The sequence below is a fragment of the Williamsia sp. Leaf354 genome (assembly GCF_001424365.1).
GTDB lineage: Bacteria > Actinomycetota > Actinomycetes > Mycobacteriales > Mycobacteriaceae > Williamsia_A.
The window spans coordinates 26,875-49,916 of sequence record NZ_LMPL01000002.1; the positions used below are offsets into that span (position 1 = coordinate 26,875).

Annotated in this window: 20 protein-coding genes and 1 riboswitch; of the genes, 9 read left to right on the forward strand and 11 right to left on the reverse strand. The window is 67.7% G+C overall.

The features are described from left to right. The first annotated feature begins 68 nt into the window (after positions 1–68). Positions 69–1,394, forward strand: coding sequence for a PQQ-dependent sugar dehydrogenase (locus ASG12_RS08215; RefSeq protein ID WP_235456411.1), 1,326 nt, complete (start codon positions 69–71; stop codon positions 1,392–1,394). A 41-nt stretch (positions 1,395–1,435) separates the two neighbouring features. Next, complete coding sequence (locus tag ASG12_RS08220) at positions 1,436–2,917, forward strand: flavin-containing monooxygenase (protein ID WP_055788012.1); 1,482 nt, start codon at positions 1,436–1,438, stop codon at positions 2,915–2,917. Here ASG12_RS08220 and ASG12_RS08225 read toward each other — a convergent pair. From ASG12_RS08225 to ASG12_RS08235, 3 genes are all read right to left on the reverse strand, one after another. Beyond that, a complete protein-coding gene (locus ASG12_RS08225; protein ID WP_055788014.1) occupies positions 2,914–4,371 on the reverse strand; it encodes an amino acid permease in 1,458 nt (485 codons plus the stop codon). The genes ASG12_RS08220 and ASG12_RS08225 overlap by 4 nt on opposite strands. Before the next feature lie 187 nt (positions 4,372–4,558). Next, complete coding sequence (locus ASG12_RS08230) at positions 4,559–5,377, reverse strand: Fpg/Nei family DNA glycosylase (protein WP_055788017.1); 819 nt, start codon at positions 5,375–5,377, stop codon at positions 4,559–4,561. 1 nt (position 5,378) lies between these two features. Beyond that, positions 5,379–6,056: a DedA family protein gene (locus tag ASG12_RS08235; RefSeq protein WP_200932755.1), complete on the reverse strand. Its 678-nt coding sequence runs from the start codon at positions 6,054–6,056 to the stop codon at positions 5,379–5,381. A 187-nt stretch (positions 6,057–6,243) separates the two neighbouring features. Here ASG12_RS08235 and ASG12_RS08240 point away from each other — a divergent pair, with 187 nt between their 5' ends. Beyond that, positions 6,244–7,980 (forward strand): hypothetical protein, encoded by a 1,737-nt coding sequence (locus tag ASG12_RS08240; RefSeq protein WP_235456413.1) that lies wholly within the window; start codon positions 6,244–6,246, stop codon positions 7,978–7,980. Between the two features lie 9 nt (positions 7,981–7,989). Here the strand turns inward: ASG12_RS08240 and ASG12_RS08245 are convergent, their stop codons facing one another. Then, positions 7,990–8,571 carry a TetR/AcrR family transcriptional regulator gene (locus ASG12_RS08245; RefSeq protein ID WP_055788020.1) on the reverse strand — a complete coding sequence of 194 codons (582 nt, stop codon included), beginning with the start codon at positions 8,569–8,571 and terminating at the stop codon, positions 7,990–7,992. 28 nt (positions 8,572–8,599) lie between these two features. Between ASG12_RS08245 and ASG12_RS08250 the strand changes: the two genes are divergently transcribed. The 3 genes from ASG12_RS08250 to ASG12_RS08260 are packed head-to-tail and all read left to right on the forward strand — an operon-like array spanning position 8,600 to position 12,323. Further along, complete coding sequence (locus ASG12_RS08250) at positions 8,600–9,142, forward strand: hypothetical protein (RefSeq protein ID WP_156378025.1); 543 nt, start codon at positions 8,600–8,602, stop codon at positions 9,140–9,142. Further along, positions 9,139–9,966, forward strand: coding sequence for a shikimate 5-dehydrogenase (locus tag ASG12_RS08255; RefSeq protein WP_055788025.1), 828 nt, complete (start codon positions 9,139–9,141; stop codon positions 9,964–9,966). The genes ASG12_RS08250 and ASG12_RS08255 overlap by 4 nt, the downstream gene beginning before the upstream one ends. After that, on the forward strand, positions 9,963–12,323 hold the full coding sequence (locus ASG12_RS08260; protein WP_055788027.1) for a Tex family protein: 2,361 nt from the start codon (positions 9,963–9,965) through the stop codon (positions 12,321–12,323). The genes ASG12_RS08255 and ASG12_RS08260 overlap by 4 nt, the downstream gene beginning before the upstream one ends. Positions 12,324–12,427: 104 nt before the next feature. On the opposite strand, the gene ASG12_RS08265 is transcribed toward ASG12_RS08260, so the two are convergent. After that, the gene (locus tag ASG12_RS08265) at positions 12,428–12,805 is read right to left on the reverse strand and encodes a winged helix-turn-helix transcriptional regulator (protein WP_055788029.1); all 378 of its coding nucleotides are present in this window, start codon (positions 12,803–12,805) and stop codon (positions 12,428–12,430) included. 80 nt (positions 12,806–12,885) lie between these two features. On the opposite strand from ASG12_RS08265, the gene ASG12_RS08270 reads away from it, so the two are divergent. After that, positions 12,886–13,296 carry a RidA family protein gene (locus ASG12_RS08270; RefSeq protein WP_055788032.1) on the forward strand — a complete coding sequence of 137 codons (411 nt, stop codon included), beginning with the start codon at positions 12,886–12,888 and terminating at the stop codon, positions 13,294–13,296. 19 nt (positions 13,297–13,315) lie between these two features. Here the strand turns inward: ASG12_RS08270 and ASG12_RS08275 are convergent, their stop codons facing one another. From ASG12_RS08275 to ASG12_RS08300, 6 genes are all read right to left on the reverse strand, one after another. After that, a complete protein-coding gene (locus ASG12_RS08275; protein WP_055788035.1) occupies positions 13,316–14,227 on the reverse strand; it encodes a hypothetical protein in 912 nt (303 codons plus the stop codon). 22 nt (positions 14,228–14,249) lie between these two features. Beyond that, positions 14,250–15,968, reverse strand: coding sequence for an FAD-binding dehydrogenase (locus tag ASG12_RS08280; RefSeq protein ID WP_235456416.1), 1,719 nt, complete (start codon positions 15,966–15,968; stop codon positions 14,250–14,252). Positions 15,969–16,201: 233 nt separating this feature from the next. Continuing rightward, on the reverse strand, positions 16,202–17,218 hold the full coding sequence (locus tag ASG12_RS08285) for an ABC transporter substrate-binding protein (RefSeq protein WP_055788041.1): 1,017 nt from the start codon (positions 17,216–17,218) through the stop codon (positions 16,202–16,204). Continuing rightward, on the reverse strand, positions 17,215–18,021 hold the full coding sequence (locus ASG12_RS08290; protein WP_055788044.1) for an ABC transporter ATP-binding protein: 807 nt from the start codon (positions 18,019–18,021) through the stop codon (positions 17,215–17,217). Before ASG12_RS08290 ends, ASG12_RS08285 begins: the two co-directional genes overlap by 4 nt. After that, a complete protein-coding gene (locus ASG12_RS08295) occupies positions 18,018–19,058 on the reverse strand; it encodes a FecCD family ABC transporter permease (RefSeq protein WP_055788045.1) in 1,041 nt (346 codons plus the stop codon). The genes ASG12_RS08290 and ASG12_RS08295 overlap by 4 nt, the downstream gene beginning before the upstream one ends. 105 nt (positions 19,059–19,163) lie before the next feature. Beyond that, positions 19,164–19,382, reverse strand: a riboswitch (cobalamin riboswitch). A 24-nt stretch (positions 19,383–19,406) separates the two neighbouring features. After that, positions 19,407–20,768 carry an ABC1 kinase family protein gene (locus ASG12_RS08300; RefSeq protein WP_082501876.1) on the reverse strand — a complete coding sequence of 454 codons (1,362 nt, stop codon included), beginning with the start codon at positions 20,766–20,768 and terminating at the stop codon, positions 19,407–19,409. 189 nt (positions 20,769–20,957) lie between these two features. Between ASG12_RS08300 and ASG12_RS08305 the strand changes: the two genes are divergently transcribed. Both ASG12_RS08305 and ASG12_RS21650 read left to right on the forward strand, forming a co-directional pair. Beyond that, entirely contained in the window at positions 20,958–21,980 is a 1,023-nt protein-coding gene (locus ASG12_RS08305) for an LLM class flavin-dependent oxidoreductase (RefSeq protein ID WP_055788048.1), read from the forward strand. Positions 21,981–22,045: 65 nt separating this feature from the next. Continuing rightward, positions 22,046–22,918, forward strand: a complete 873-nt coding sequence (locus ASG12_RS21650; protein WP_156378027.1) for a hypothetical protein — start codon at positions 22,046–22,048, stop codon at positions 22,916–22,918. Positions 22,919–23,042: the final 124 nt, after the last annotated feature.

The following is a 23,042-nucleotide window of genomic DNA, read 5'->3' on the forward strand; positions in this document are numbered from 1 at the left end:
CTGTTCGTCGGGGAAGGGGTGGCTCACCTACGTGGTCGGCACCGGACACCCGACCTACCGTGGATGCAATGACTCCCTCCCTGCGGTGGATGCGTCCCGGATTGGTGCCGGTGGTCGCGGTGCTGTGCGCCGGACTCGTCGCCTGCTCCTCCGGTGACGGTCCGTCGGGCACCCCGTCGACCTCCACGCTGCCTGCCGGACTCGGCGCCGACCAGCTCGTCTCCACCCGTTTGACCGCTGTGAACGGTGTCGAGGCCGGTGCCGCGTCAGGAAAGTCGCTGAACGTCCCGAAGGGGTGGACCGCGCAGGTGTGGGCTGATGTTCCCGACGCCCGGATGGCGGTGTGGACGCCTGACGGTCGGCTCATCGTGTCCACCGGCAAGGGTGGGTCGCTGTCGATCGTCACGCCGGGCAGCGGCGACCGGGGGCCACGCGTCGCGCAGTTGGCCAGTGGGCTCAGCGATCCGCAAGGAGTGGCCATGACCCGCCAGGGCGGACGCGACATCCTCGTCGTGGGCGAGGACTCGCGGGTCACGACGTGGACATACGCGAACGGCGCCATCTCCGACCGTCGAGTGGTCATCGACAATCTGCCCACGGGCGGCCACGACAGCAAGATGGTTGCCGTCGACGGCGACCGCATCGTCTACAACGTGGGATCGACGGCGAACCGCAGCGTCGCTGACCGCACCGCCACCCCGGTGCGCGCGACCATCGCACAGATCGGGTTCGACGGAACCGGGAACACCACACTCGCCGTCGGGGTGCGCAACGGTGAGGGACTGTCCGTGGCGCCCGACGGAACGGTGTTCACCGCCATCAACGAAGACGACAACCAGCCCTACCCGTTCCGCGACGGCGACCGATTCGGCACCGCGGTGCGTTCCTATATCAACGACCATCCCAACGATCAGATCTCCCGCATCACGCCCGGCACGGACATGGGATGGCCACTGTGCGTGCCGGACTCCCGCGGCAAGGCCGACCTGCGCGACCTGGGATACGTGAACGACCCGCAGTTCAATTCCGACGGGCAGGCCCTGGACTGCTCGCGTATCGGCACGACGATGCTCGGGCTGCCCGCGCACAGTGCCCCGGTCGGGTTCGTGTTCACGCGGGGGTCACGACTTCCCGCCTCTCTGGCCGATGGTGCGATCGTCACCGCGCACGGCTCGTGGAACCGCCAGCCGCCGCGCGAGCCGTATGTCGCCTACACGCCGTGGGATAGCGCGACGAGATCTCTCGGTCCTGCGCGACTGGTGGCCACCGGCTTCCAGAACTCGGCCGGGAAGCGCTGGGAGAGAAGCGTCGACGCGATACCCGGTCCGGACGGATCGCTGTACGTCACCGACGACACAGCCGGCCTGGTGTATCGGCTCACGCCCGGACGGTGAGATCGGGCCCACGGCGCGATCCGGCGTGGGACAGTACGTCGATGAGTGACAGCGTCGCCGTCATCGGGGCGGGACCCGGCGGGGTGATCGTCGCCCGTTGGCTGCTCGCGCAGGGATTCGACGTCACGGTTTTCGAGGCGGGGCCGACGCTGGGTGGCCAGTGGTCCGGGCGACCGGGATCCAGCGGCGTGTGGCCGGCCATGCACACCAACACCAGCCGCGTCCTCACCGCGTTCAGCGACCTCGACCCGGACAGCGACGTCGTCTTCCCGTCGAATCAGGACGTCCTCGACTACTTGCGCCGGTTAGCCGACACCTTCGACATCACACCCCGTATACGACTGCACACCCGCGTCGACCTCGTGGATCGCGAGGGAGACTCCTGGCGGGTCGAGCACGCAGGCACGGTGGAGATCTTCGACCGGGTGGTCATCGCCACCGGGCGGTTCCGAGCGCCCGCCATACCGCCGGTCCGAGGCCTGGATGCGTTCACCGGATCGGGCGGGGTGTCGTCGACCTTCCACTACCGCGGCGCCGACGACCATCGCGGCAAGCGCGTACTGGTGGCCGGATGTGCCGTCAGCGCGCTGGAGATCGCCGCCGAACTCGCCCATTCCGGTGCTGAGACGGTGGTCGTGACCCAACGTCGCCAGCGCTATGTGCTCCCGAAGTTCGCCGCCGGGGTCCCGTCGGATCACCGGATCTTCACCCGGTTCGGAGCCCTCGCCGCCGCCGCACTGCCGCCTGTCGAGATCGACCGGCAGCTGCGCGAGATCGTCGTCGAGGCGGGTGGGAGCCCCGAGCAATATGGTGCTCCTCCCGCGGACCCGTCATTGTTCGCCGCGGGTGTCACCCTGAACCAGACGTACCTGCCCCTGGTCGCCGAAGGGCGGATCGGGGTGCGCCCCTGGATCGAGTCGGTCGACGGGAGCGAGGTGACGTTCGCCGACGGAACCCACGACGAGTTCGACACCATCCTGTTCGGCACCGGTTTCGGGGTCGACATCCCGTGTCTGAGCGACGAGGTACGAGCGGTTCTCGACCTCGACGACGCGCACATCGACGCCGACCGGTACACCTTCCATCCCGACCTGCCCGGGCTGGCCCTGGTGGGGATGTGGGATCAATCCGGTGGCTATTTCGTTCCGCTGGAACTGCAGGCCCGGTGGATCGCCTACGCGTGGGGCGGTGTCATCCCGATGCCCTCCGACGCCGAGCAGCGGGACGCTGTGGCCGCCTACCGCTCCCGACGCGGACAGTCGCAGAAGACGCGGATGAATCTGGCGGCGATCATGTTCGCGCGGGCCGCCGGTGTGGAACCGTCCATCGACAAGTGGCCGGAACTTCAGCGGGCTCTGCTGTTCGGCCCACTCGCGCCCAGTTGTTTCCGGCTCGAGGGACATGACGCGTCACCGGATGCTGCACAACGGTTCACGCGAGACGCCGCAGCCTTCGGCGCCATCTCCGACCCCGAGTTCACGGAACGGGAACAGTCCTACCGGTCGATGCTCCAGTCGACCTAGGGCTCGGTGGCCGAGGGTTCATGCGTCAACACTGACCGACGAAACGCGAGCATGGACACGAGGTACGCGGCGCCGATGGCGATGAGGCCGACCACGATGACGATCGGGGTGGCGGTCGACATCGGTGACACCAGGACCACCACGGCGAAGATCGTCCATGCCAGTGCGGCGACGGCGACGGGGACGTCGAACCGGCCGAGGCTGAACGCGCCCTCGGTGTGGCTCAGCCGCCGGCGTACGGCGAGGTAGAGGACCACGATCAATCCGTAGGTGATGGCGGGGAACAGCGTTCCCGCCGTGATCAGTTCGAGGAGGGCGTCGCCGGGGATCACGACCATCGTGACGATGCCGATCACCAGGGGTAGGACGGTGGCGCCGATGGGTGTCTGCGTCTGCGGGTTCACCTTCCCGAGCACGCGGTGGCCGGGGAAGCGGGCGTCGCGCGACATCGCGAACACCGTTCGGGCGCAGGAGGTCATTGTGACCATCCCGCCGCCGAAGAAGGCGATACCGACGCACACGAGAAGAATCCGCTCCATCGGTGCACCGAGCTGGGCACGGAGGATGTCGGCGACGGGGGAGCCCGATTTGCTGACCGCGTCGACGTCGTCGATGGCGACGGTCAGGGCGATGAGGAACAGCATGCCCAGGACACCGGCCGCGACAACCGATCCCACGATCGCCCTCGGAACGGTGCGGTGCGGATCCTTCGCCTCCTCGGCCATGTTCGCCGCCGAGTCGAAGCCGACGAGGGTCGCCAGGCCCACGATCATGGTGGCCATCAGGCCACCCCCGAATGCCCAGTAGTCACCGGATCCTGCCGTCACGCCGCGCGAGGTGAGGTTGTCCACCGACCCGTCGCCGGTCAGCGCGACGGCGATCAGCAACCCGACGACCAGCACGATGACGATCGCCACCTCGACACCCACCGCCAGCGAGTTGATCAGGCCCACCAGGCGCGTCGATGCGATGGCGAGCACGGCCTGCACCAGCAGGATCACGACGGTGATCACCCGCGCGGTGGTCTCGTCGGGTGCCATGCCGAACAGCGGCATGAGGCATTGGCTGGCCACCGCGTTGTCGATCGCGGTGAGTCCGGTGATGAGATAGCAGAACGTGAGCCACCCGAAGATCCAGCCGATGCGGGGGTTCGCCAGTCGCGACGCCCACTGGTACGACGACCCGCTCAGCGGTATGCGCGCGGCGAACTGCGCGATCACCAACGCCACCAGTAGCTGGCCCGCCATCGCGACCGGCCACGTCCAGATGCCCACCGGCCCACCGTTGGCGAGCAGATCGTCGTAGGTGGCGAAGATGCCCACCGCCACCGAGATGAACGCGAACGACACCGCGAACACCTGGAACGAGCTGAGGGTGCGCTTCAGTTCGGGGCGGTAGCCATACGCCGACGGTGACTCGTCGACCGCGTCCGGCGGCAGGTCTGGTGCGGTCATCGTGTGCCCTTCGCCCCGACGCGGCTGGTCTCCGACAGTGTTCACCGAAGACGCCGGTCGCGGGCGCGTTCCGCGCAACGTGACGGAACGGATTATCCTGCGCGCAGCTAACTTTCAGGCGACATGAGCACATCGCGCGGTGACGACCGCGTTCCGCGGACCGCGGCCGGGCGCATCGAGAGCTGAGTCAGGCCTGCTCTTTCGAGCACCACCAGGTGGTGCGGCCGCCGACGGTGCCGCGTTTCATCGGTGCACCGCAGCGGGGACACGACGAGTCGGCATTGCGGTAGGGGATGATCTCGCCGGTGTGGACGCCGCCCTTGCGGATGGCCGCCCGTGTGCAGCGGCGCAAGACACGGCGCAGCTCGTCGACCTCCTCGGTCGACAGGGTTTTCGCGCGCCTCGACGGCGAGATCGACGACTGCCACAGCACCTCGTCGGCGAGCAGGTTGCCGATGCCGGCGATGGCGTGCTGATCCAGCAGGCGCGCCTTGAGCGGGGCGGCGCTGCGCGAGATCATGTCCCGGAATTCGTCGCGGGTGATCTCGGCGGCGTCGGGGCCGAGGGCGTCGATGTCGGGTTCGAGCCGCACCCGCCCGAGGCGCCGCTTGTCGAACAGGCGCATCTGGCCACCGTCGTCGAACGACATCGAGAAGCGCGTCCACTCCGGCTTGTCGGACTTCCGCACGCCGACCTTCGCGTTGCCGCCGCCGTAGTTCGACGACTGCTTACCCTCCGGTGCGGTGACGATGACCCGGCCACCCATCCCGAGATGGATTCCGAGCGTGGGTCCCTCGTCGCCGTCGGCGGTCTCGGTCTCACACCACATCGCCTTGCCGCGGCGCAGCGCCTTGGTGAGACGCCCGCCGACGAGAGCGTCGGCGATCTCCCCGGGTTTGTGCGGTCGGCACTCGTACTGGTCGTGGTCGTCGATCTCGGTGATGGTGCGATGCAACGCCTTCTCGACGACCTGCCGGGCGTTCTCGACTTCGGGGAGTTCGGGCACCCTACCGGTGTACAGGCTCGCGCTGTTCCGCGCTGTCCTCTCGCACATGGCGGTGGCGGCGGACGATCAACACCACGATCGCGACCGCGAGAACCGAGTAGACGACGTAGTCGAAGTACCCGAGGTAGTCCTGGAAGCGGTCGTTCTGGGTGCCCAGTGCGACACCCACTCCGAGCAGCAGGCCGTTCCACAGCGCTGAGCCGGCGATGGTCAGTGCGCTGAACACCGCGAGGTTCATCGCGCCGGCACCGGCGGGCAGCGAGATGATCGATCGCACGCCGGGGATCATCCGACCCAGGAACACCGACCACGTCCCGAATCGCTGGAACCAGTGCGCGCCACGCTCGGCGTCACGCCGGCTCACGATGCGGGTCCACACCGCGAAGTCGACCGTGCGGTCGAGGCCGACCCAGCGGCCGAGGCCGTAGAGCACCAGGGCTCCGAGCCAGGCGCCGATGGTGCTCCACAGCAACAGCCCCACGAAGGACAGGTCGCCACTGCGGCTGAGATACCCCGCGAACGGGAGCACCACCTCGCTGGGGATGGGCGGGAAGATGGTCTCGACGAAGATCAACAGTCCGATGCCGATGTCGCCCATACGCTCGAGCACATCGGCCGCGAGTCCTGTGAGCCCGGTGAATCCGTGCTGATCGGCTGCCGCTGCCGCCAGGGTGCTCACTCGGCCCAACCTCCTCGATTCAGTGGCTCGGACGCCACGGGTTGCCCTCCATGATCCAGAAATCGGACGATACGGACCACGTTCGTGGCCTAGAGCACAGGACTAGCGCGTATCGCCTGGGCTGTGATCACTGCCGAAAACTCTGATGAACAGGGACGTTGCCCTCGCCCGCAATTATGGTTTTGCCATGAAACTTCCGGGGATGTCGTCAGGTCGGGTGCGTGCTGCCGTGTTCGCCGTTGTGGCGATCATCGCTGTGGTGCCGAGCGCAGGCCAGGCCGCGGGGGCACCGGCAGCGCGCAGTGAGACCACATGGTCATCGACAACACCGATTGCCGGGGTGATCGGCTCCGTCGTCCGGATCGCGGCGCCGTTGCCGCCGTCGGCGGGCCCGCATCCCGCGAAGTGCGACACCATCTCGTATCTGCGCTGGCGTTCGGCCACCGGGCCGTCCGACCACCGCAAGGCGGATCGGATCCTCGTCGCCCAGCCGGGAGTCTTCGAGGGGGCGGGCGCCTTCGACAGCGTCGCGCGCAACACCGTCGCCGCCGCAGCGGCCCGGGGGTCGTCCATCGAGTTCTGGGCTCTCGACCGTCGCTCGAACTGTCTCGACGACCACACCGGTATCGCCGCGGCGATCGGCGCCCGCGATTATCGCGTGGCGTCGGACTACTACCTCCACGGCGGGCAAGCGGATGGTCGTCGCTTCGGCGGGTACGCCGACGGAGCCGACACCGCGTGGCTGAAGAACGTCGGACTCGAACAGACCCTGCGGGATCAGTACACGGTTCTGCGTGAGGCGTTCCCCGACCCGCGACAACGCCGCGCGAAAGTCCTCTGCGGTGGTCATTCGCTCGGCGGATTCCTCACCGGCTACTTCGCCGAGTGGGACTTCGACGGCAATCGACGCACCACCGAGGACGCCGGCTACCGACAGTGCGGCGGGTGGTTCGCGCTCGACACCGCCATCAAGGCCGGCCCGCCGAACCCGACGAGCGTGCAACTGCCGGACGTCCCGCCGCCTCTCGCCGCACTGGGGGAACCGATCTTCTCCGCCGTCGACACAGCGTTGCCTGTGCTCCGCCTGCCGGCGGTCATCAATCCCGAGACCGTGAACCTGTTGTCGCTGGCCGCCACCGCTGCCCAGGTCGATCCCGACGGCGTCAACTCCGTGGTCGACAGCCTGCCGGTGAACACCAACATCACGCTGACCCTGCGAGCGCTGCTGTCCAAGGACGCGGCCATGGCGGCCACCGGGAGTCCTGACATCCGTGCGCTGCGCGCCACGAATACCGCGGTTCTGGGATCGTTGCTCGACGACAACTCGCAGCCCCTGGGATTCCTGCAGGCGAGCGTGGGGTTCCCGACGGGATCGCCGGTCGGCCCGAAATCGTTCCCCGTCCCGGACGCCCTGCGCCGGTTACCCCTGGTCGACGGTCAATTCGGCGACGCACGCAAGGCCGCTCCGACGTTCTATGACGCCGCGCATCTGTACCGCTGGCTCGACTACGACGAGGTGGGCGGCACACGATCGCTGCCGAACGAGTCGCAGTTCACGACGCGCGCCGGCGAGGTCACGTCCATCCGAGAACTGGCGCGCAGCTTCGTCGAACCGCCCCTCGACTTCACCGAGGCGTACTTCCCGTCGCGCATCGCGCTGGATCTCGCCCAGTCGACGGCGCCGAGCATTGCGCGGCATCTGTTGTATCGCAACGGTATCGGCGAGAATCCGATTCTCACCATCAAGGCGAGTGGGGGAGTGGCACTCTCGGGTCAACGTGGCGCGGGTCGGTTCGTTGTCGCGCCCGGATACAACCATCTCGACGTGCTCACCGCCGCGCAGACACAGAACAACGGACGGCCCGAGATCGTCTCGAGTGAGCTGGCGCGCTTCGCCATCGACCCGGGTTCCGCTCGGCGCTGAGCGCGCCGGTCAGTCGCCGAGGGCGAGGATGCCCTCGGCCGAGGCGACACAGATGGCGTCGTAATCTGCGGGAATGGCGTCGCCGACCAGGGGGCGGATGAGTCCGTACGGTCCCTGGCGGGTCGCGAGCAGAGCCAGTCGGACGCGGCGATCGGTGAGCCGCCCGTACCGGCGGCGCACCACGTCGCGCAGCGCCACGTCGATCGCGTCGTTGACCGTGGCGACATCGTCTCGCATCGACTCGGGTACCAGCTCGATGAGATCGGTCCGCCGATACAGCGACATCGCCTTCGCGTCGGCCGGGTTGTCGCGACAGAAGCGGGGCACATGACGCGCGAGCGCCACCAACGACTCGCGCGGATCGTCGATCTCCGACGCCCCGAGCAGGCCGGCGTGGAATCGCCGGATCGACCGCACCCACAGTGCGCCCAACAATGCGTCGCGCGAGGCGAAGCGGTGATAGATCGACCCGGTCGGGGCGCCTGCGGCCTTGGCGACATGGGTGATCGTGGTGTCGCGCCAGTGTTCACGGCACGCCTCGGCCGCCGCGTCGAGGATCGCCTCCACGTCATACTTTTGGCTTCTTGCCACGATCGTTCACCGGCCTTACATTCAGAACGTGGATACTAGAACAGCGATTCTAATTGAGCGCGACCGGGTCCCCCTGTGGGCGAGGCGACTGTCGTGGGCCGCGTTCTGGGTCACGGTGCCCTCGGCGGTGTGGCGGGTGTTGATGATCGTCGGACTGATGCCGGGCACCGAGGCCCTGCGGGAGTTCGAACTCGCCGACGATGCGGTGGTCGGCTACATCTACGTGTTCGGGCTCAGCATCGTGCAGCTCGGTGCCGCGTTCCTGACCGTCGGTCTCGTCCGACCCTGGGGCCAGGTGTTCCTGGGGAGGCGGGTGCCGCGTGGACCGGTCATCGTCGCGGGCGTCCTCGGCGGCCTCGCGGTGACCTGGCTGTTCACCATCTCGATGGTGTCCCAGGTGCTGACCGGTCATCGCCCCGACGCCGGTCATGTCAGTGGGTTGCCGCTGGCCGTGATGGTCGCGTGCTACCTCCCGATCGTGTTCTGGGGTCCGCTCGAACTCGCCGCGACGTACGCGTTCTGGCGTCGGGGGCGGACCGTCGACCTGTCCGGAGCACAATCGCGGGCATGACCTCGCTGAACAAGGACACGACCGTCTGCATCTCGTTGTCGGGTCGGCCGTCGAACATCGGGACCAGGTTCCACAACTTTCTCTACGCCGAACTCGGTCTCGACTTTCTCTACAAGGCGTTCTCGACCGATGACATCGAGGGTGCGATCGCGGGGGTGCGCGCACTCGGTATCCGTGGCACGTCGGTGTCGATGCCGTTCAAGGAAGCCGTCATCCCGCTGGTCGACCTGATGGAGACCTCGGCCGCATCGATCGAGTCGGTCAACACCATCGTCAACGACAACGGCACGCTGACCGCGTCGAACACCGACATGGAGGCGGTCGCCGCACTCATCGACAGCCACGGCCTCGACGCCGCCGCGCCGGTGGTCGTCCGCGGCTCGGGTGGCATGGCGAAGGCAGTCGTGGCGGCGTTCCGTTCGGCGGGCTTCGACGATCTGACGGTCGTCGCACGCAACGGGGCCGCCGGGACGGCTCTGGCCGACAAGTACGGCTACCGCTGGGCCTCTGTGACGCCCGATCTCGACGGGCCGATCCTCGTCAACGTGACCCCGTTGGGCATGGATGGCGCCGACGCCGACACCCTCTCGTTCGACACCGCGCAGATCGCTGCCGCGCGGACCGCGTTCGACGTGGTCGCGTTCCCCGCCGAGACGCCGTTCATCCGCGCCGCGCGACACGCCGACGTCCCCGTGGTCACCGGCGCCGAGGTCATCGCCCTGCAGGCCGCGCGGCAGTTCGAGCGGTACACCGGCGTCGCGGTGACACCCGACCAGGTGGCTCGGGCATCGGAGTTCTCCCGACAGGTAGTGTCCGGCGGGTGAATTCGACCCCCGCCGTGCTGTCCGTGAACGCCCGCCTCGCCGCCGAACTGGCGGTGGCCGAGCACCAGGTCGCCGCCGCGGTGGGGTTGCTCGACGAGGGGTCGACGGTCCCGTTCATCGCCCGATACCGCAAAGAGGTGACGGGCAGCCTCGACGACGCACAGCTGCGCCTCCTCGAGGAGCGCCTGCGATACCTGCGTGAACTCGACGAGCGCCGCGTCGCGGTACTCGCGGCCATCGACGAGCAGGGCAAGCTCACCGACGACCTGCGCGCCGCGCTGAACGCCGCCGACACCAAGTCGCGGGTGGAAGACATCTACCTGCCGTACAAGACCAAGCGCCGCACCAAGGCGCAGATCGCACGCGAGGCCGGTCTCGAACCCCTCGCCGATCGACTCCTCGCCGACCCGTCACTGAACCCCGAGACCGTCGCGGCCGAGTACCTCGGCGACGACGTCGCCGACAGCGCCGCCGCCCTCGACGGCGCGCGGTTCATCCTCATCGAACGTGCCGCCGAGGACGCCGACCTCGTGGGCGCCACCCGCGAGAAGTTCTGGACCGACGGGGTCCTACGTACCGCTCCGCGCACCGAGGAAGCGGCGAAAACCCCTGCCGCGCAGAAGTTCCGTGACTATTTCGACTACTCCGAGCCGCTCGAGAAAATGCCGTCGCACCGCGTACTCGCCGCCCTGCGCGGCGACAAGGAAGAGGTTCTCTCGCTCACCTTCGACGGCGGCGACGATGACGCGTACCAGGCGATGGTGGCCCGGTCCCTCGGCGTCGACCTGTCGCACCCGGGACCGGCGACCACGTGGCTCGCGACCACGGTGCGGTGGGCCTGGCGGGTCAAGTTGATGTTGACCGCCGAGAGCGACGCCCGCATGCGGCTGCGCAAGAAGGCCGAGGACGACGCCGTCGCGGTGTTCGCCCGCAACCTCAACGATCTGCTGCTGGCGGCGCCGGCCGGTGCCCGCACCACCCTCGGTCTGGATCCGGGATTCCGCACCGGCGTGAAGGTCGCCGTCGTCGACGGCACCGGCAAGGTGGTCGACACCTGCGCGATCTTCCCGCATCAACCGCAGAAGCAGTGGGACACCGCCAAGGCGACGCTGGCCGCGCTCGTGCAACGCCACGGCGTGGACCTGATCGCCATCGGCAACGGCACGGCCTCCCGGGAGACCGACGCGCTGGCAACCGAACTCATCACCGAGATCGGCAAGGCCGGCGGCGCAGCACCCGCGAAGGCGATCGTCAGCGAGGCGGGCGCGTCGGTCTACTCGGCGTCGGAGTACGCGAGTCGTGAACTGCCGCAGCTCGATGTGACGCTGCGCGGCGCGGTGTCCATCGCGCGACGCCTGCAGGACCCGTTGGCCGAACTGGTGAAGATCGATCCGAAGTCGATCGGTGTCGGCCAGTACCAACACGACGTGAATCCGGCCACCCTCGCCCGTAGCCTCGACGCTGTGGTGGAGGACGCGGTGAACGCCGTCGGTGTCGACCTCAACACCGCGTCGGTGCCGTTGTTGTCGCGCGTCTCCGGTGTCTCGACCACGCTCGCCGAGTCGATCGTGGCGCACCGCGATGCGACCGGACCGTTCCCCACCCGTACGGCGTTGCTCGACGTCCCGCGATTGGGGCCCAAGGCCTTCGAGCAGTGCGCGGGATTCCTGCGCATCAGCGACGGTGACGACCCGCTCGACGCGTCGGGTGTGCACCCCGAGTCGTATCCGGTGGTGCGCAGCATCCTCGACCGCTCGGGCGTGCAGTTGGCCGAACTCATCGGTGACACGAGAACACTGCGCGCACTGCGGCCCTCGGAGTTCGCCGACGACCGGTTCGGTGTCCCGACGGTCACCGACATCATCGCCGAGCTGGAGAAACCCGGTCGGGATCCGCGACCGGCGTTCGCCACCGCCACCTTCGCCGCCGGGGTCGAGAAGGTCGCCGACCTGAAGCCGGGCATGGTGCTCGAGGGGGTGGTCACCAACGTCGCCGCATTCGGTGCCTTCGTCGACGTGGGTGTTCACCAGGACGGCCTGGTGCACGTGTCGGCGATGTCGAAGACGTTCGTCTCGGATCCGCACGAGGTGGTGAAATCCGGTCAGGTGGTGAAGGTGAAGGTCCTCGAGGTCGATACCGACCGCCAGCGCATCGGACTCACCCTGCGACTCGACGACGAGGCCGGCGCCCCCAAGCAATCGACGCCTCGCCCCCCGCGCGAGCGCGGATCGAACAAGAGCCCGCAGAAGGGGCAGGCGCGCTCCGACAAGGGCGGCCGCGGTGGCGACCGACGTGCCGCGGCCGCACCGACCGGCTCGATGGCCGACGCCCTGCGCAACGCAGGCTTCGGTCGCTGACGCGCGGAGATCGTCCGTCCTGGGACGCACTTCGGGCATAGTGCCCGAGCTGGCTCTCAGAACGGACGATGTCGGTCGGTAGCAGCCGTCGGGGCCTGCGTGAGTCAGTTCTGTGCGTCGAATTCTGATCGCGCACGCTCGATCTGGTCGAAGTGCTGCGCGGCCCAGGCAAGTAGAACGTCGACGGGCTCACGCAAGGTCTTGCCGAGCGACGTGATGCGGTACTCGACGGCGACAGGTCGGGAGCTGACCACCACCCGTTCGACGATGCCGCTTCTCTCCAACCGGCGAAGCGTGGCGGTCAGGCTCTTCTGCGTCACGGTGGGTATCGCGCGTCGCAGCTCGTTGAAGCGGCAGGGTCGTTCGCAGAGTTCGTTCAACACGTGCAATGACCACTTGTCGAGAACGTGATCGAGAAGTTCTCGGTGGGGTGACGAAATGGTCAGATCATCGCTGTGGTGGCGGGCTGAGGTATCGGTCATGAAACCTGGTCTCGTTGAAGTGTCCTGGCTGTACTAGGTATCAAGAACATACCTAGTACGTCGACATCAGGAGAAGCACCATGAGCGTTCGTCTTTCGAGTCCTACAGGTCTGATGACGCCGGCGCCGTATCACCACGTCGCGAGCGGCACCGGCAGTCGCCACATCCATGTCGCGGGTCAGATCGCACGCACGGCCGACGGGATCCCGGTGGCGCCCGGCGACCTCGCAGGGCAGGTGGCGCAAGCACTTCGCAACACCGCGACCGGACTGGCTGCGGCGGACGCCTCGTTCCGCGACGTAGTCCGCCTCACCTTCTACGTCGTCGGGTGGGACCCGTCGATGATGGACGAGTTCATGGCCGGCGTGGAAGGGGTCGCGGACGAGATCGCGCTGCCGCAGCCGATGCCGCCGTCGTCCCTGATCGGTGTCGCGATGCTGTTCGAGCCAGAGGTGCTCGTGGAGGTCGAGGCCACCGCGATCGCCGAATGATCGTTGTGGGCGTGCGGCATCAACGATCGTCGCGATGTCGCCGGGCCTCATCGATCACGTCGTCGGCCGAGCGGCGACCTGCGTAGGCCTGCTCCACCGGCGACAGGCGGTAGCCCCACCGTTCGAGTTGGCCCAGATAGGCAACGACCCCCTGGTCGGCCGTGTCCTCCCACGATTTCTGGGTCATGGTCCATTCGAATGCGGTGAGGACCATGGCCAGTGTGGCTGCACGCGGATCACCCAGTGCGGCAATCAGATCGGTGCCGTGGGCCCGGTACTTCGACTCCGTCGTCGGCGCGCCGAACAGGTCCACGGCGAGGGCGACACTGGCGGGACTCAGTCGGTTGTACAGCAGGTCGAGATGCGCGGCGACGAACTCATCGACACCGGGTAGTCGTGGGGTGTCGAGGACGGCGTCGCGTATCCACGCTCGCCGCCACGGTATGAGGTCGGCGTCGAGCCGGCGGAGTGACCGCACCGTCTGCCACTGGCGGTGTTCGGCGTCCGCGTCGGCCAAGCGCGTCCTGTGCAGGGGCGTCGAATGCCGTGAACGCGCGGCACGCATCGCATCGATGCTCGCCGGACGCGCCAGGTCCCACGTCAGATATCCGACATAGATGTCGAGCCCTGTCGTGGCGGCGATCGCGCTGAGGAGGGTGTCGGGACCGCGCACGCGGCATGCGATGTCGGCGTCGTCGACGGGGCAGTAGATCATCCCGAGATGGCGTCGTCGCGCGTCGTGATGGGCGTTCGCGTGGACGGTCCAGCCCGCATCGCCGCTGATGGGCGGCACATACGACGTCGCGATGTCGACGAGCAGGTCGTCGAGCGTCGCCGACGAGCGGTACGTCCAGACCTCCTCATGGGTGCTGACGTCGTCGCCCATCGCGACCGACGCGCGATCGATGTGCACGGTCAGGGTGTCGTTCATGTCGCCTCCCGGTCGACGTGAATCACACCATGCGTGCGGCCGCCCGTCCCGCCTGTCGACCGGAGAAGATGCATCCGCCGAGGAACGTGCCCTCGAGGGAGCGATAACCGTGGACGCCGCCCCCGCCGAAGCCGGCGGCCTCACCGGCGGCCATGAGTCCGGGGATGGGTGTCCCGTCGGCGTCGAGAACCCGTCCGGACAGATCGGTCTGTAGGCCTCCCAGCGTCTTTCGCGTCAGGATGTTCATACGGATCGCTATCAGCGGACCGGCCGCGGGGTCGAGGATGGGGCCCAGCGGTGTGGTCCGCACGAGGTTGTCGCCGGTGTAGGCCAGCGACCGCTTGATACCCAGGATCTGCGGATCGGTCGACCGCGGGTTCGCGGCCTCGCGATCGCGCGCGACGATCTGACGTTCCAGATCGGCCGCGTCGATGAGCCGCTCGCCCACCAGACCGTTCATCTTGCGCGCCAGCTCGGCGACCGTGCGGGCCTGTACGAAGTCGACGCCGCGATCGAGGAAGGCCTGCACCGGTTTCGGCACGTCGTCGATCACGCGGTTGGCGAGATAGGCGACGAGGTTCTTCGCGGTCAGTTCGGGGTTCTGTTCCGATCCCGACAGGACGAACTCCTTCTCGATGATCCGCTTGTTCAACACGAACCAGGAGTGGTCGAAACCGCTGCGCTGGATGAGTTCCAGGGTGCCGAGGGTGTCGTAGCTCGGGATACCGGGTGACGGGAACCGCCGCCCGCGGCCGTCGAACCACATCGAGGTCGGTGCCCCGAGGACCCGGATGCCGTGGCCGGGCCAGATCGGCGCGAAGTTCCGCAGCCCCTCGGTGTAGTGCCACATGCGGTCCCGGTTCACCACCCGTGCCCCGGCACGCTCGGTGATGCCGATCATGCGGCCGTCGACATGCGCGGGGACGCCGGTGATGAGACGCGCCGGGGCAGTGCCCAGACGTGCGGGCCAACTGTCGCGGACGAGTTGCTGATTGCCGCCGATGCCACCCGACGCGACTATCACCAGCGGGGCGCTGATGGCGAAATCGCCCGCTCTGACACGGGAACTGGGGGTTCCGCGCGCGGCCGAACTGGCGGCGAGCACGGTACCGCGCACACCGGTGACCGCGCCGCCGGTGGTGACGAGCTCGTCGACACGATGCCGGAAGCGGAACTCGATGCGACCACGTGCGGCCGCCGCGCGGACGCGCCGCTCGAACGGTTCCATCACCCCAGGGCCGGTGCCCAACGTCAGGTGGAAACGGGGGACCGTGTTGCCCGGACGCCCCGGTCGCCCGTCGCCACGCTCGGCCCACCCGACGACAGGAACCCACGCCATCCCCATCGACGACAGCCACGCGCGCTTCTCGCCCGCGGCGAACTGGAGGTACGCCTCGGCCCACCGGCGACCCCAGTAGTCCTCACCACGCGGGTCCTGCGGTGCCCGATCGAAGCCGGCGGTGGCGAACCAGTCGGTCCGGGCGCGCTCATAGGAATCCCGGACGCCCAGCAGCCGCTGCTCGGGCGTGTCGATCATGAACAACCCGCCGAGACTCCAGAACGCCTGTCCGCCGACGTTCTTGCCGTTCTCCTGATCGACGATGACGACCCGCTTCCCGCGGTCGGCGAGTTCGGCCGCGGCCACCAGACCCGCCAGGCCGAGACCCACCACGATGACGTCGGCGTCGGTTCGTGGTGCGGCCGCGGCGTATCCGGCGCCGGCCAGGCTCGAGGCCGTCACGGCTGCGGTGACCGCCAGTCCGCCGGTGGCCAACGCCTCGCGGCGGCTGATGCCAGCTGTGGTGTCGATGATCGTGATCCTTCGCCTCGGCCCCGGTCGCGGGTCGGGCCCGGGTCAACTCCGACGATTAGATCAAATCCGACATCGCGGTGTTCTCGATCGACGTCGTGTCGTGGTCGGGCATCACGGTCGTCACCGACACCTGGAACTCGTCACCACCGGCAGGAACCGATTCAGTGCCCCCGACTGCGCAGATAGGTGGCCAGGGCGGTGATGGTCGCCGGATTGCGCGGACTCTCGACCAGGGCGGCGTAGGGGAACGACAAAATGTTGTCCTCACGGATTGCTGTGGTCCCGGCCATGAGGGGTTGGGCGCGCAGCTGGGCGGTCTTGGCCGCGACCGTGTTCGCCTGTCCCGCGCCGTAGTCGACGATGACGATCACCTGCGGATCGTCCTGTGCGGCGGCCTCCCAGGACACCGACGTCCACGAGTCGTCCAGTTGCGAGAAGACGTTCGTGCCACCCGCCTCGGCGATGATCTCGTCGGGCGCGGCGTTGCGTCCGGAGGTGAACGGGGCAGGGTCGGCGCTGTCGAACAGCAGGACACGGGCTCGGCGATCGGCTGTCGGCGCGGTGGCGGCGGCCTGGGCGACCTCGCGTTTGTACCCGGCGATCAGGGCCGAGGCGCGGTCCTCGACACTGAAGATCCGGCCGAGGTTGGTGAGGTCGTCGTAGAGCGCGTCGAGCGGACGGGTGATGCCGCGTCGGGTCGATCCGCGCTGTCGGCACGCCTCGGTCAACTGATACGGCGTCGCACCGATCGTCGAGATCCAAGCCGGCGTCACGCCGGTCGACTCCTTGAAGCCGTAGTTCCATCCGGCGAACACGAAGTCGGGCGCCGCCTTCTGGATCACCTCGCGGGTGAAGGCCGTGCCGAGCGAGGGCGTCGATGCGAACTCCGATCGCCACGGCGACGATGCGATGTCACGTTCCTTGCCCTCGTAGGTGGTGTAACCGACCATCCGGTCCTGCAGCCCCAACGCGAACATCATCTCGGTGATGCCGGTGTCGTTGGTGAGCACCTTGGTCGGGCGTGACGGAACCGTCAGCGGTGCACCGCAATTGGCGACCGTGACCGCCGCACCGGACGAGGTCGGTGCGGCGGGGTCGGAAACCGTGGCGCCGCACCCACCGATCGTGAGTGCCGTGGTGAGCGCCAGTGCGGCGCGAGCCAGGAAGCGTCGTGTCATCGGGGGGTTCCTTCGTCGAAGATGATCTGCGGAACGCGCAGGCGTGGATGGGTGACGATGTGGCACCCGATACCGAAGAAGCGGGTGATGGTGTCGGTGGTGAGGACGTCGGCCGGGGTCCCGCGGCGCACGATGCGCCCGTCGGAGACGACGACGAGTTCGGTGCAGAACTGGGCGGCGATGTTCAGGTCGTGCAGTGCGGCGATCACGGTGATGCCCCGCGCGCGGGCCGCCTCGAGCACCGCGAACTGGTGACGTATGTCGAGATGGTTGGTGGGTTCGTCGAGGACCAACACGCGGGTCTTTTGGGCGAAGGCGCGCGCGATGAGGACCCGCTGGGACTCTCCTCCGGAGAGCTCGGCGAACCGTCGGCGCCCGAAACCTCCTATCCCGGCATCGATCATGGCGCGCTCGCAGATCTCGCGATCGGCGGCAGTGGGCGACCGAAGGAGGCGGATGTGGGGTAGTCGACCGGTGGCCACCACCTCGGCGACCGTGAAATCGAGGGTGACTGCCGAGGATTGGGTGAGCGCGGCGACCTGACGGGCGTTGTCGCGCAGCGACGTCGCGACGATGTCGGTGCCGTGCACGGTGACCTGGCCGCCCGACGGGGACAGGGCTCGGAACAGGCAGCGCAGTATCGTCGATTTCCCGCTGCCGTTCGGCCCGATGACGCCGAGGAACCCACCGTCGGACACCGACAGCGACAGGTCGTGCACGATCTCGGTGTCGCCCAGGCGGATCGACACGTCGCGGTAGGCGACGGCCGGTGTCGCTGAGGTGGCATCCGGGTCGCCTGTCATGTCGTCACCCGGTCGCGGCGGCGCATCAGTGCCACGAACACCGGCACCCCGACCGCGGCGGTGATGGCGCCGATCGGCAACTCGTACGGCGGAACCAGGGTGCGGGAAACGATGTCGGCGACCACCACGAACACCGCACCGAGCACGGGGCTGAGCAGGAGCACGCGGCGGTGGTCGGCGCCGACGAGCAACCGTGTCACGTGCGGCATGATCAGGCCGACGAACCCGATTGCGCCGCAGACGGACACGATGACGCCGACGATGACGGCCGACACCACGAACAGCGCCAGGCGGAATCGGCCGGGATGGATGCCGACACTGGCCGCGACATCATCGCCCATCGACAGGGCGTTGAGGTGACGGGCGCACGCGCTCGCGAGCACCACGCCGACCACCGACACCGTGCCGACCAACCACACTGAGTACCATGTGGCCGCGGCGAGACTGCCCAGCAGCCAGAACATCACGCTGCGCGCGGCGTCGCCGGCGGGCGCGAGGAACACGAGAACCGTCGTGATGGCCGAGAACCCGTAGCCCAGTGCGGTTCCCATGAGAACCAGTCGGGTCGGTTCGAGACCGCCTGCGCCGCGGGCCAGCACGAGCACGATGACCGTGGCGCCCAAAGCGCCGAGGAACGCCGCCGACGGCAGCGCATAGAGTCCGAGTCCGCCGAGGGCGCCGAACAACACCACGGCGGTCGCGCCCACCGACGCGCCCGAGGAGATACCGAGGATGTACGGGTCGGCCAGGGCGTTACGGACCAGCGCCTGCACCACGACCCCGACGACACTGAGCCCGGCGCCGACGAAGATCGACGTGAGGACCCGGGGGAGTCGGGAATCGGTCACGACTCGGTAGCCCGGGACGTCCTGCGGGGCGATGGTGCCGCCGACGACATCGGCCCACAGATAGCGCACCGCGTCGGACGCGGGAATGTGCACGCTGCCGACGATCATCCCCACCACGGAGACGGCGGCGAGCACGAGCAGGGACACCACGACGGCCGTGCCGACACCGGGGCGACCGCGTACCTGCATCCGATCCCTTTCCGTCTGTGCGGAAAAGGGGTGCAGACAGCCACGACAGGATCACGAGGCGCCGCACCGGCCATATCCCACGAGGCCGATGAGCGGTCGCATCGTCCGACGCGACCAACGGCGGCAGGTCTTCGGACTCTCGGGCACGGCATCTGTCTCGATGCCACCTACCGGCGACTGCTTCCCGGCCGGGGCCAGTGCATTGCTGTCGCGTCGTTCCCGATCACCGCTGCGGGGCAGTTCCGGACTCGCACCGGATTCCCTCTTGCGGTGCTCCCGGAGAAACGAGACGACCGGGAGCACACCGACGTCGGGGCAGAACTTACCCGAGCCCGCGACCGTCCCGGATCAGCGCCTCGGCTCGTCCTCGGTGAGCAGGGCCTTCATGTAGGTGAAGAGCTCCTTGTCGGTGAGCGCCCGCCACTGCGGGGCCAGCAGCTTCATGTACTTCTCGACGTAGAGGAGCTGCTTGCCGACCAGCACCAGCTCACGCGGCAGCCGCAGGTCGTAGGCCTTGGCCAGCGTGGCGAGCTGGGTGCCCAGCGCCGTGTACGACATCCCCGCGAGGTCTTTGCCCGCGATGGGTGCGGTGAACCGTCGCATGTCCTTCGCGCCCTCGCGGGTGCTGCCCGGGTTGCGGACCGCGCCCAGGGTGAACAGGGCCCGGCCGGCGGCCTCGTAGTCGTTGCGCACCATCAGGTCACCGACCAGGCGCCGCATGATGCGACGGGTGCGGGGGGTGAAGCGTCCGACGATCCCGAAGTCGAGCAGCACGAGTTTGCCGTCGGAGTCGACGAGGACGTTGCCCGCGTGCAGGTCGCCGTGGAAGAGGCCGCCGTGGAAGGCCGACTCGAGGAAGACCAGCAGCAGATTGCGCACCAGCGCGGTGCCGTCGTGGCCCGCGCCGCGTACGGCGCGCGCGTCGTCGATGCGGATGGCATCGACGTACTCCATCGTGAGCACCTCACCGGTGGTGAACTCGTGGTGCACGGTCGGGACCCGCACGCGATCGGCGAACGGTGTGTCGGCGAGACCCGCGACGAACTCGTCCATCGCCTGCGCCTCGTTGCGGAAGTCGAGTTCGGCGTCGAGGCCGGTCGCGAAGTCGTCGACCACGTTGCGCGCGCTGAGCATCCGACCGTACGGCGACAGTTCGAGCAGATCGGCGAGCCTCTCCAGGATCGCGACGTCGGCGGCGAGTCGGGTGGCGATACCGGGCCGCTGCACCTTCACCACGACCCGTTCGCCGCTGTGCAGCGTCGCGGTGTGGACCTGCGCGATCGACGCCGACGCGATCGGCACGGCGTCGAACTCCGCGAACACCTGCGACGGCGGGGCACCGAACGCATCGGTGAGCACCTTCTCGATCACGGCGATCGGTGCGGGGGCCACTCTGTCGAGCAGGGTCTCGAACTCCCGCGACAACGCCGGGGTGAACACACCCGGGCTCGAGGCGATGAGCTGCCCGAGCTTCACATACGTGGGTCCCAGCCGCTCGAAGACGTCGCGGACCTCTCGGGCCGCACGTTCGGGCAACGGCTTGCGGGACCGGAAACCGACAGCCACCTCACCGACGCCGCGTGCCAGTTGGAAGGCGGTGATGCCGACACGGCGCGCCTCGGCGATCGGCGACACATGCGGGAGGTGGACGTGTACGTGCGCTGAGCCTGCGGCCACGGGGGCCAGCTCGGTACCGGGTTCACGAGTCATGGTCTTCGCAGTATGCAGTGGTGAGGTCATGGGTGGGTCGAGGTCGGGGACACGAATGCGGCGAGAGGACTCGCCGTCGGCGATGGTGCCGAACCCGAGCGCGTCAGTCAAAGCGAACCGATGCGGGCGCCCGGGGTCGTGACCGGGCACACTGGTTCCCCTGAACCGCGTGAGAACAGGGGGTCGGCCATGCCCGGCGAGGGAACCGCACTGACCAAGCTCGGATTCCTGACGATCGGGCGGTTCGCCGAGTCGTCGCCGCGCGACGGGCACCTGGAGACGATCGACACTATCCGGCGTGCCGAGGATCTGGGTTTCGACTCGGTGTGGCTGCGCGACCGGCACCTGCAGTACGGCATCTCCTCGCCGGTCGCGGTGATGGCCGCCGCGGCGATGGTCACCTCGCGGATCGAACTCGGCACCGCGGTCATCCCGCTCGGACTCGAGAACCCGTTCCGCCTGGCCGAAGACCTCGCCACGGTCGACGTGCTGTCGAACGGACGTGTCAATCCGGGTGTGTCGGTGGGTACCCCCATGCGCTACGACGACTACCGGCACGTGCTCTATCCCGACACACACGACGTCGAGGACTTCTCGAAGGAGCGCGTGCTGCGCCTGCTGCGTTGCCTGCGCGGCGATCCGGTGAGCGACTTCGAGGGCACCGTGGGGATCGAGTCGTTCTCGCGGCGCGTGCAACCGCACTCGCCCGGCCTCGCCGACCGCGTCTGGTACGGCGGCGGTCTGGGTTCGGCGACCTGGGCCGGTGAGCAGCAACTCAACTATCTGACCTCGTCGGTGGTGTTCACCGAGGGCGGCCCGGCACGGGATTTCGCGACCATCCAGGCCGAGCACATCGACGCCTACCGCGCCGCGCATCCCGATCCGTCACGCGCGCGGGTGTCGCAGGGGCTCGTGGTGATCCCCACCGACACCGCGACCCCCGATCAGATCCGCCGCTACGAGGCCTACGCGGAGAGCCGGTTCGCCCGGACACTCGAACCGCAGGGACCGCGAGGGATGGTGTTCGCGCCCGATCTCGTCGGACCGTCCGACGAGATCGCCGCCCGCCTGTACGAGCACGCAGGATTCCAGCGCGCCACCGAGGTCGCCTTCGCCCTCCCGTTCTCGTTCGAGCCCGATGACTACGTCCAGATCATCACCGACATTGCGACGCGCCTCGGGCCGGCGCTGGGATGGCGTGGCCCGGCATAGGTGTCTGCGAGCGATCGACTCCCCGCCCGACAGCGCCTGACCCCCGAGCTCGCTACGCTGGACAGGTGGATTCGGATTGGATCGATAGTGCCTTCAACCCCACAGCGGCGGTTTTGAAGACGCTAGAGGACTTTGATGCCGTTCAGGTGATCGGTGGCGGTGCCATCATTTTTCCGGCGAACCTTCACGTAATGGACGGGGTCGTCGAGAATATTGTCGCTGTAACAGTTGCGGCTGGGGCGAGGTTGTCGAGCGTCGACTATGCCCGTCGCAAGTATGTGGCGGCGAGGAACAATCTCCCAGCGGAAAAGAATGTCCTTTCCGAATCCTTCCGCGCAGCACGCCGTCATATTTCCGCGTCGATTGAAAGTATGGACGGAAAAGCAGGAGGGGAACCATCCGTTGGAGTGTTCGCGTCTGCAGTCGCTCTGCAGCGGCTACAGACCAGCCTGCTGGCGGCCCACGTCCTTTACAGCCTTGGCCTCAATTACGAGGGAGACGCCGTCGCTCGCCAAGTTCTCGAACAAATCGCATGGTCGGTGTCAGCGTCGAAGGCGGAATCGGTGGATGCGCTAAAGAAGATCTCCGCATCGGGTTCGGTGGGGGAGTTGAAAAGCGTCGTGGGATACGCAGGCAGAATGTACGGAATGTTATGCAAGTTTACTCATCCGGGTTACGAGCAGCACCTGGCAGCATTCGAAGTCGGTGATGATGGCCTTGGCAGGATAAACGTAAGCTGGGATCGGCGACAAGACTCAGCTTTGACTCTCGTTCTTCTCGCTGACTTGTGGGTGGTTGCGTGGGAGTTGACTCAGCGTGACTTTATCAATTCGTTTGTCGCTTGGGTCGTTAGGTCGAAACTTGAGCTAAATGAAGAGCGGCAGTTTCTCATATACATTCGGGAAAATTTCACAGCGGATAGTGATTCCCGCGACTGATCGACCCCTTTTGCAACACCGCCTATTCAGTTAAGTTCGTTGAGAGCTAGTCGCCAACCCAATGCGTACGATCGTGAAGTTTTCAGTTCGCGGCGTCTCATCCGCGCTACGCGTGTGGTTCTGG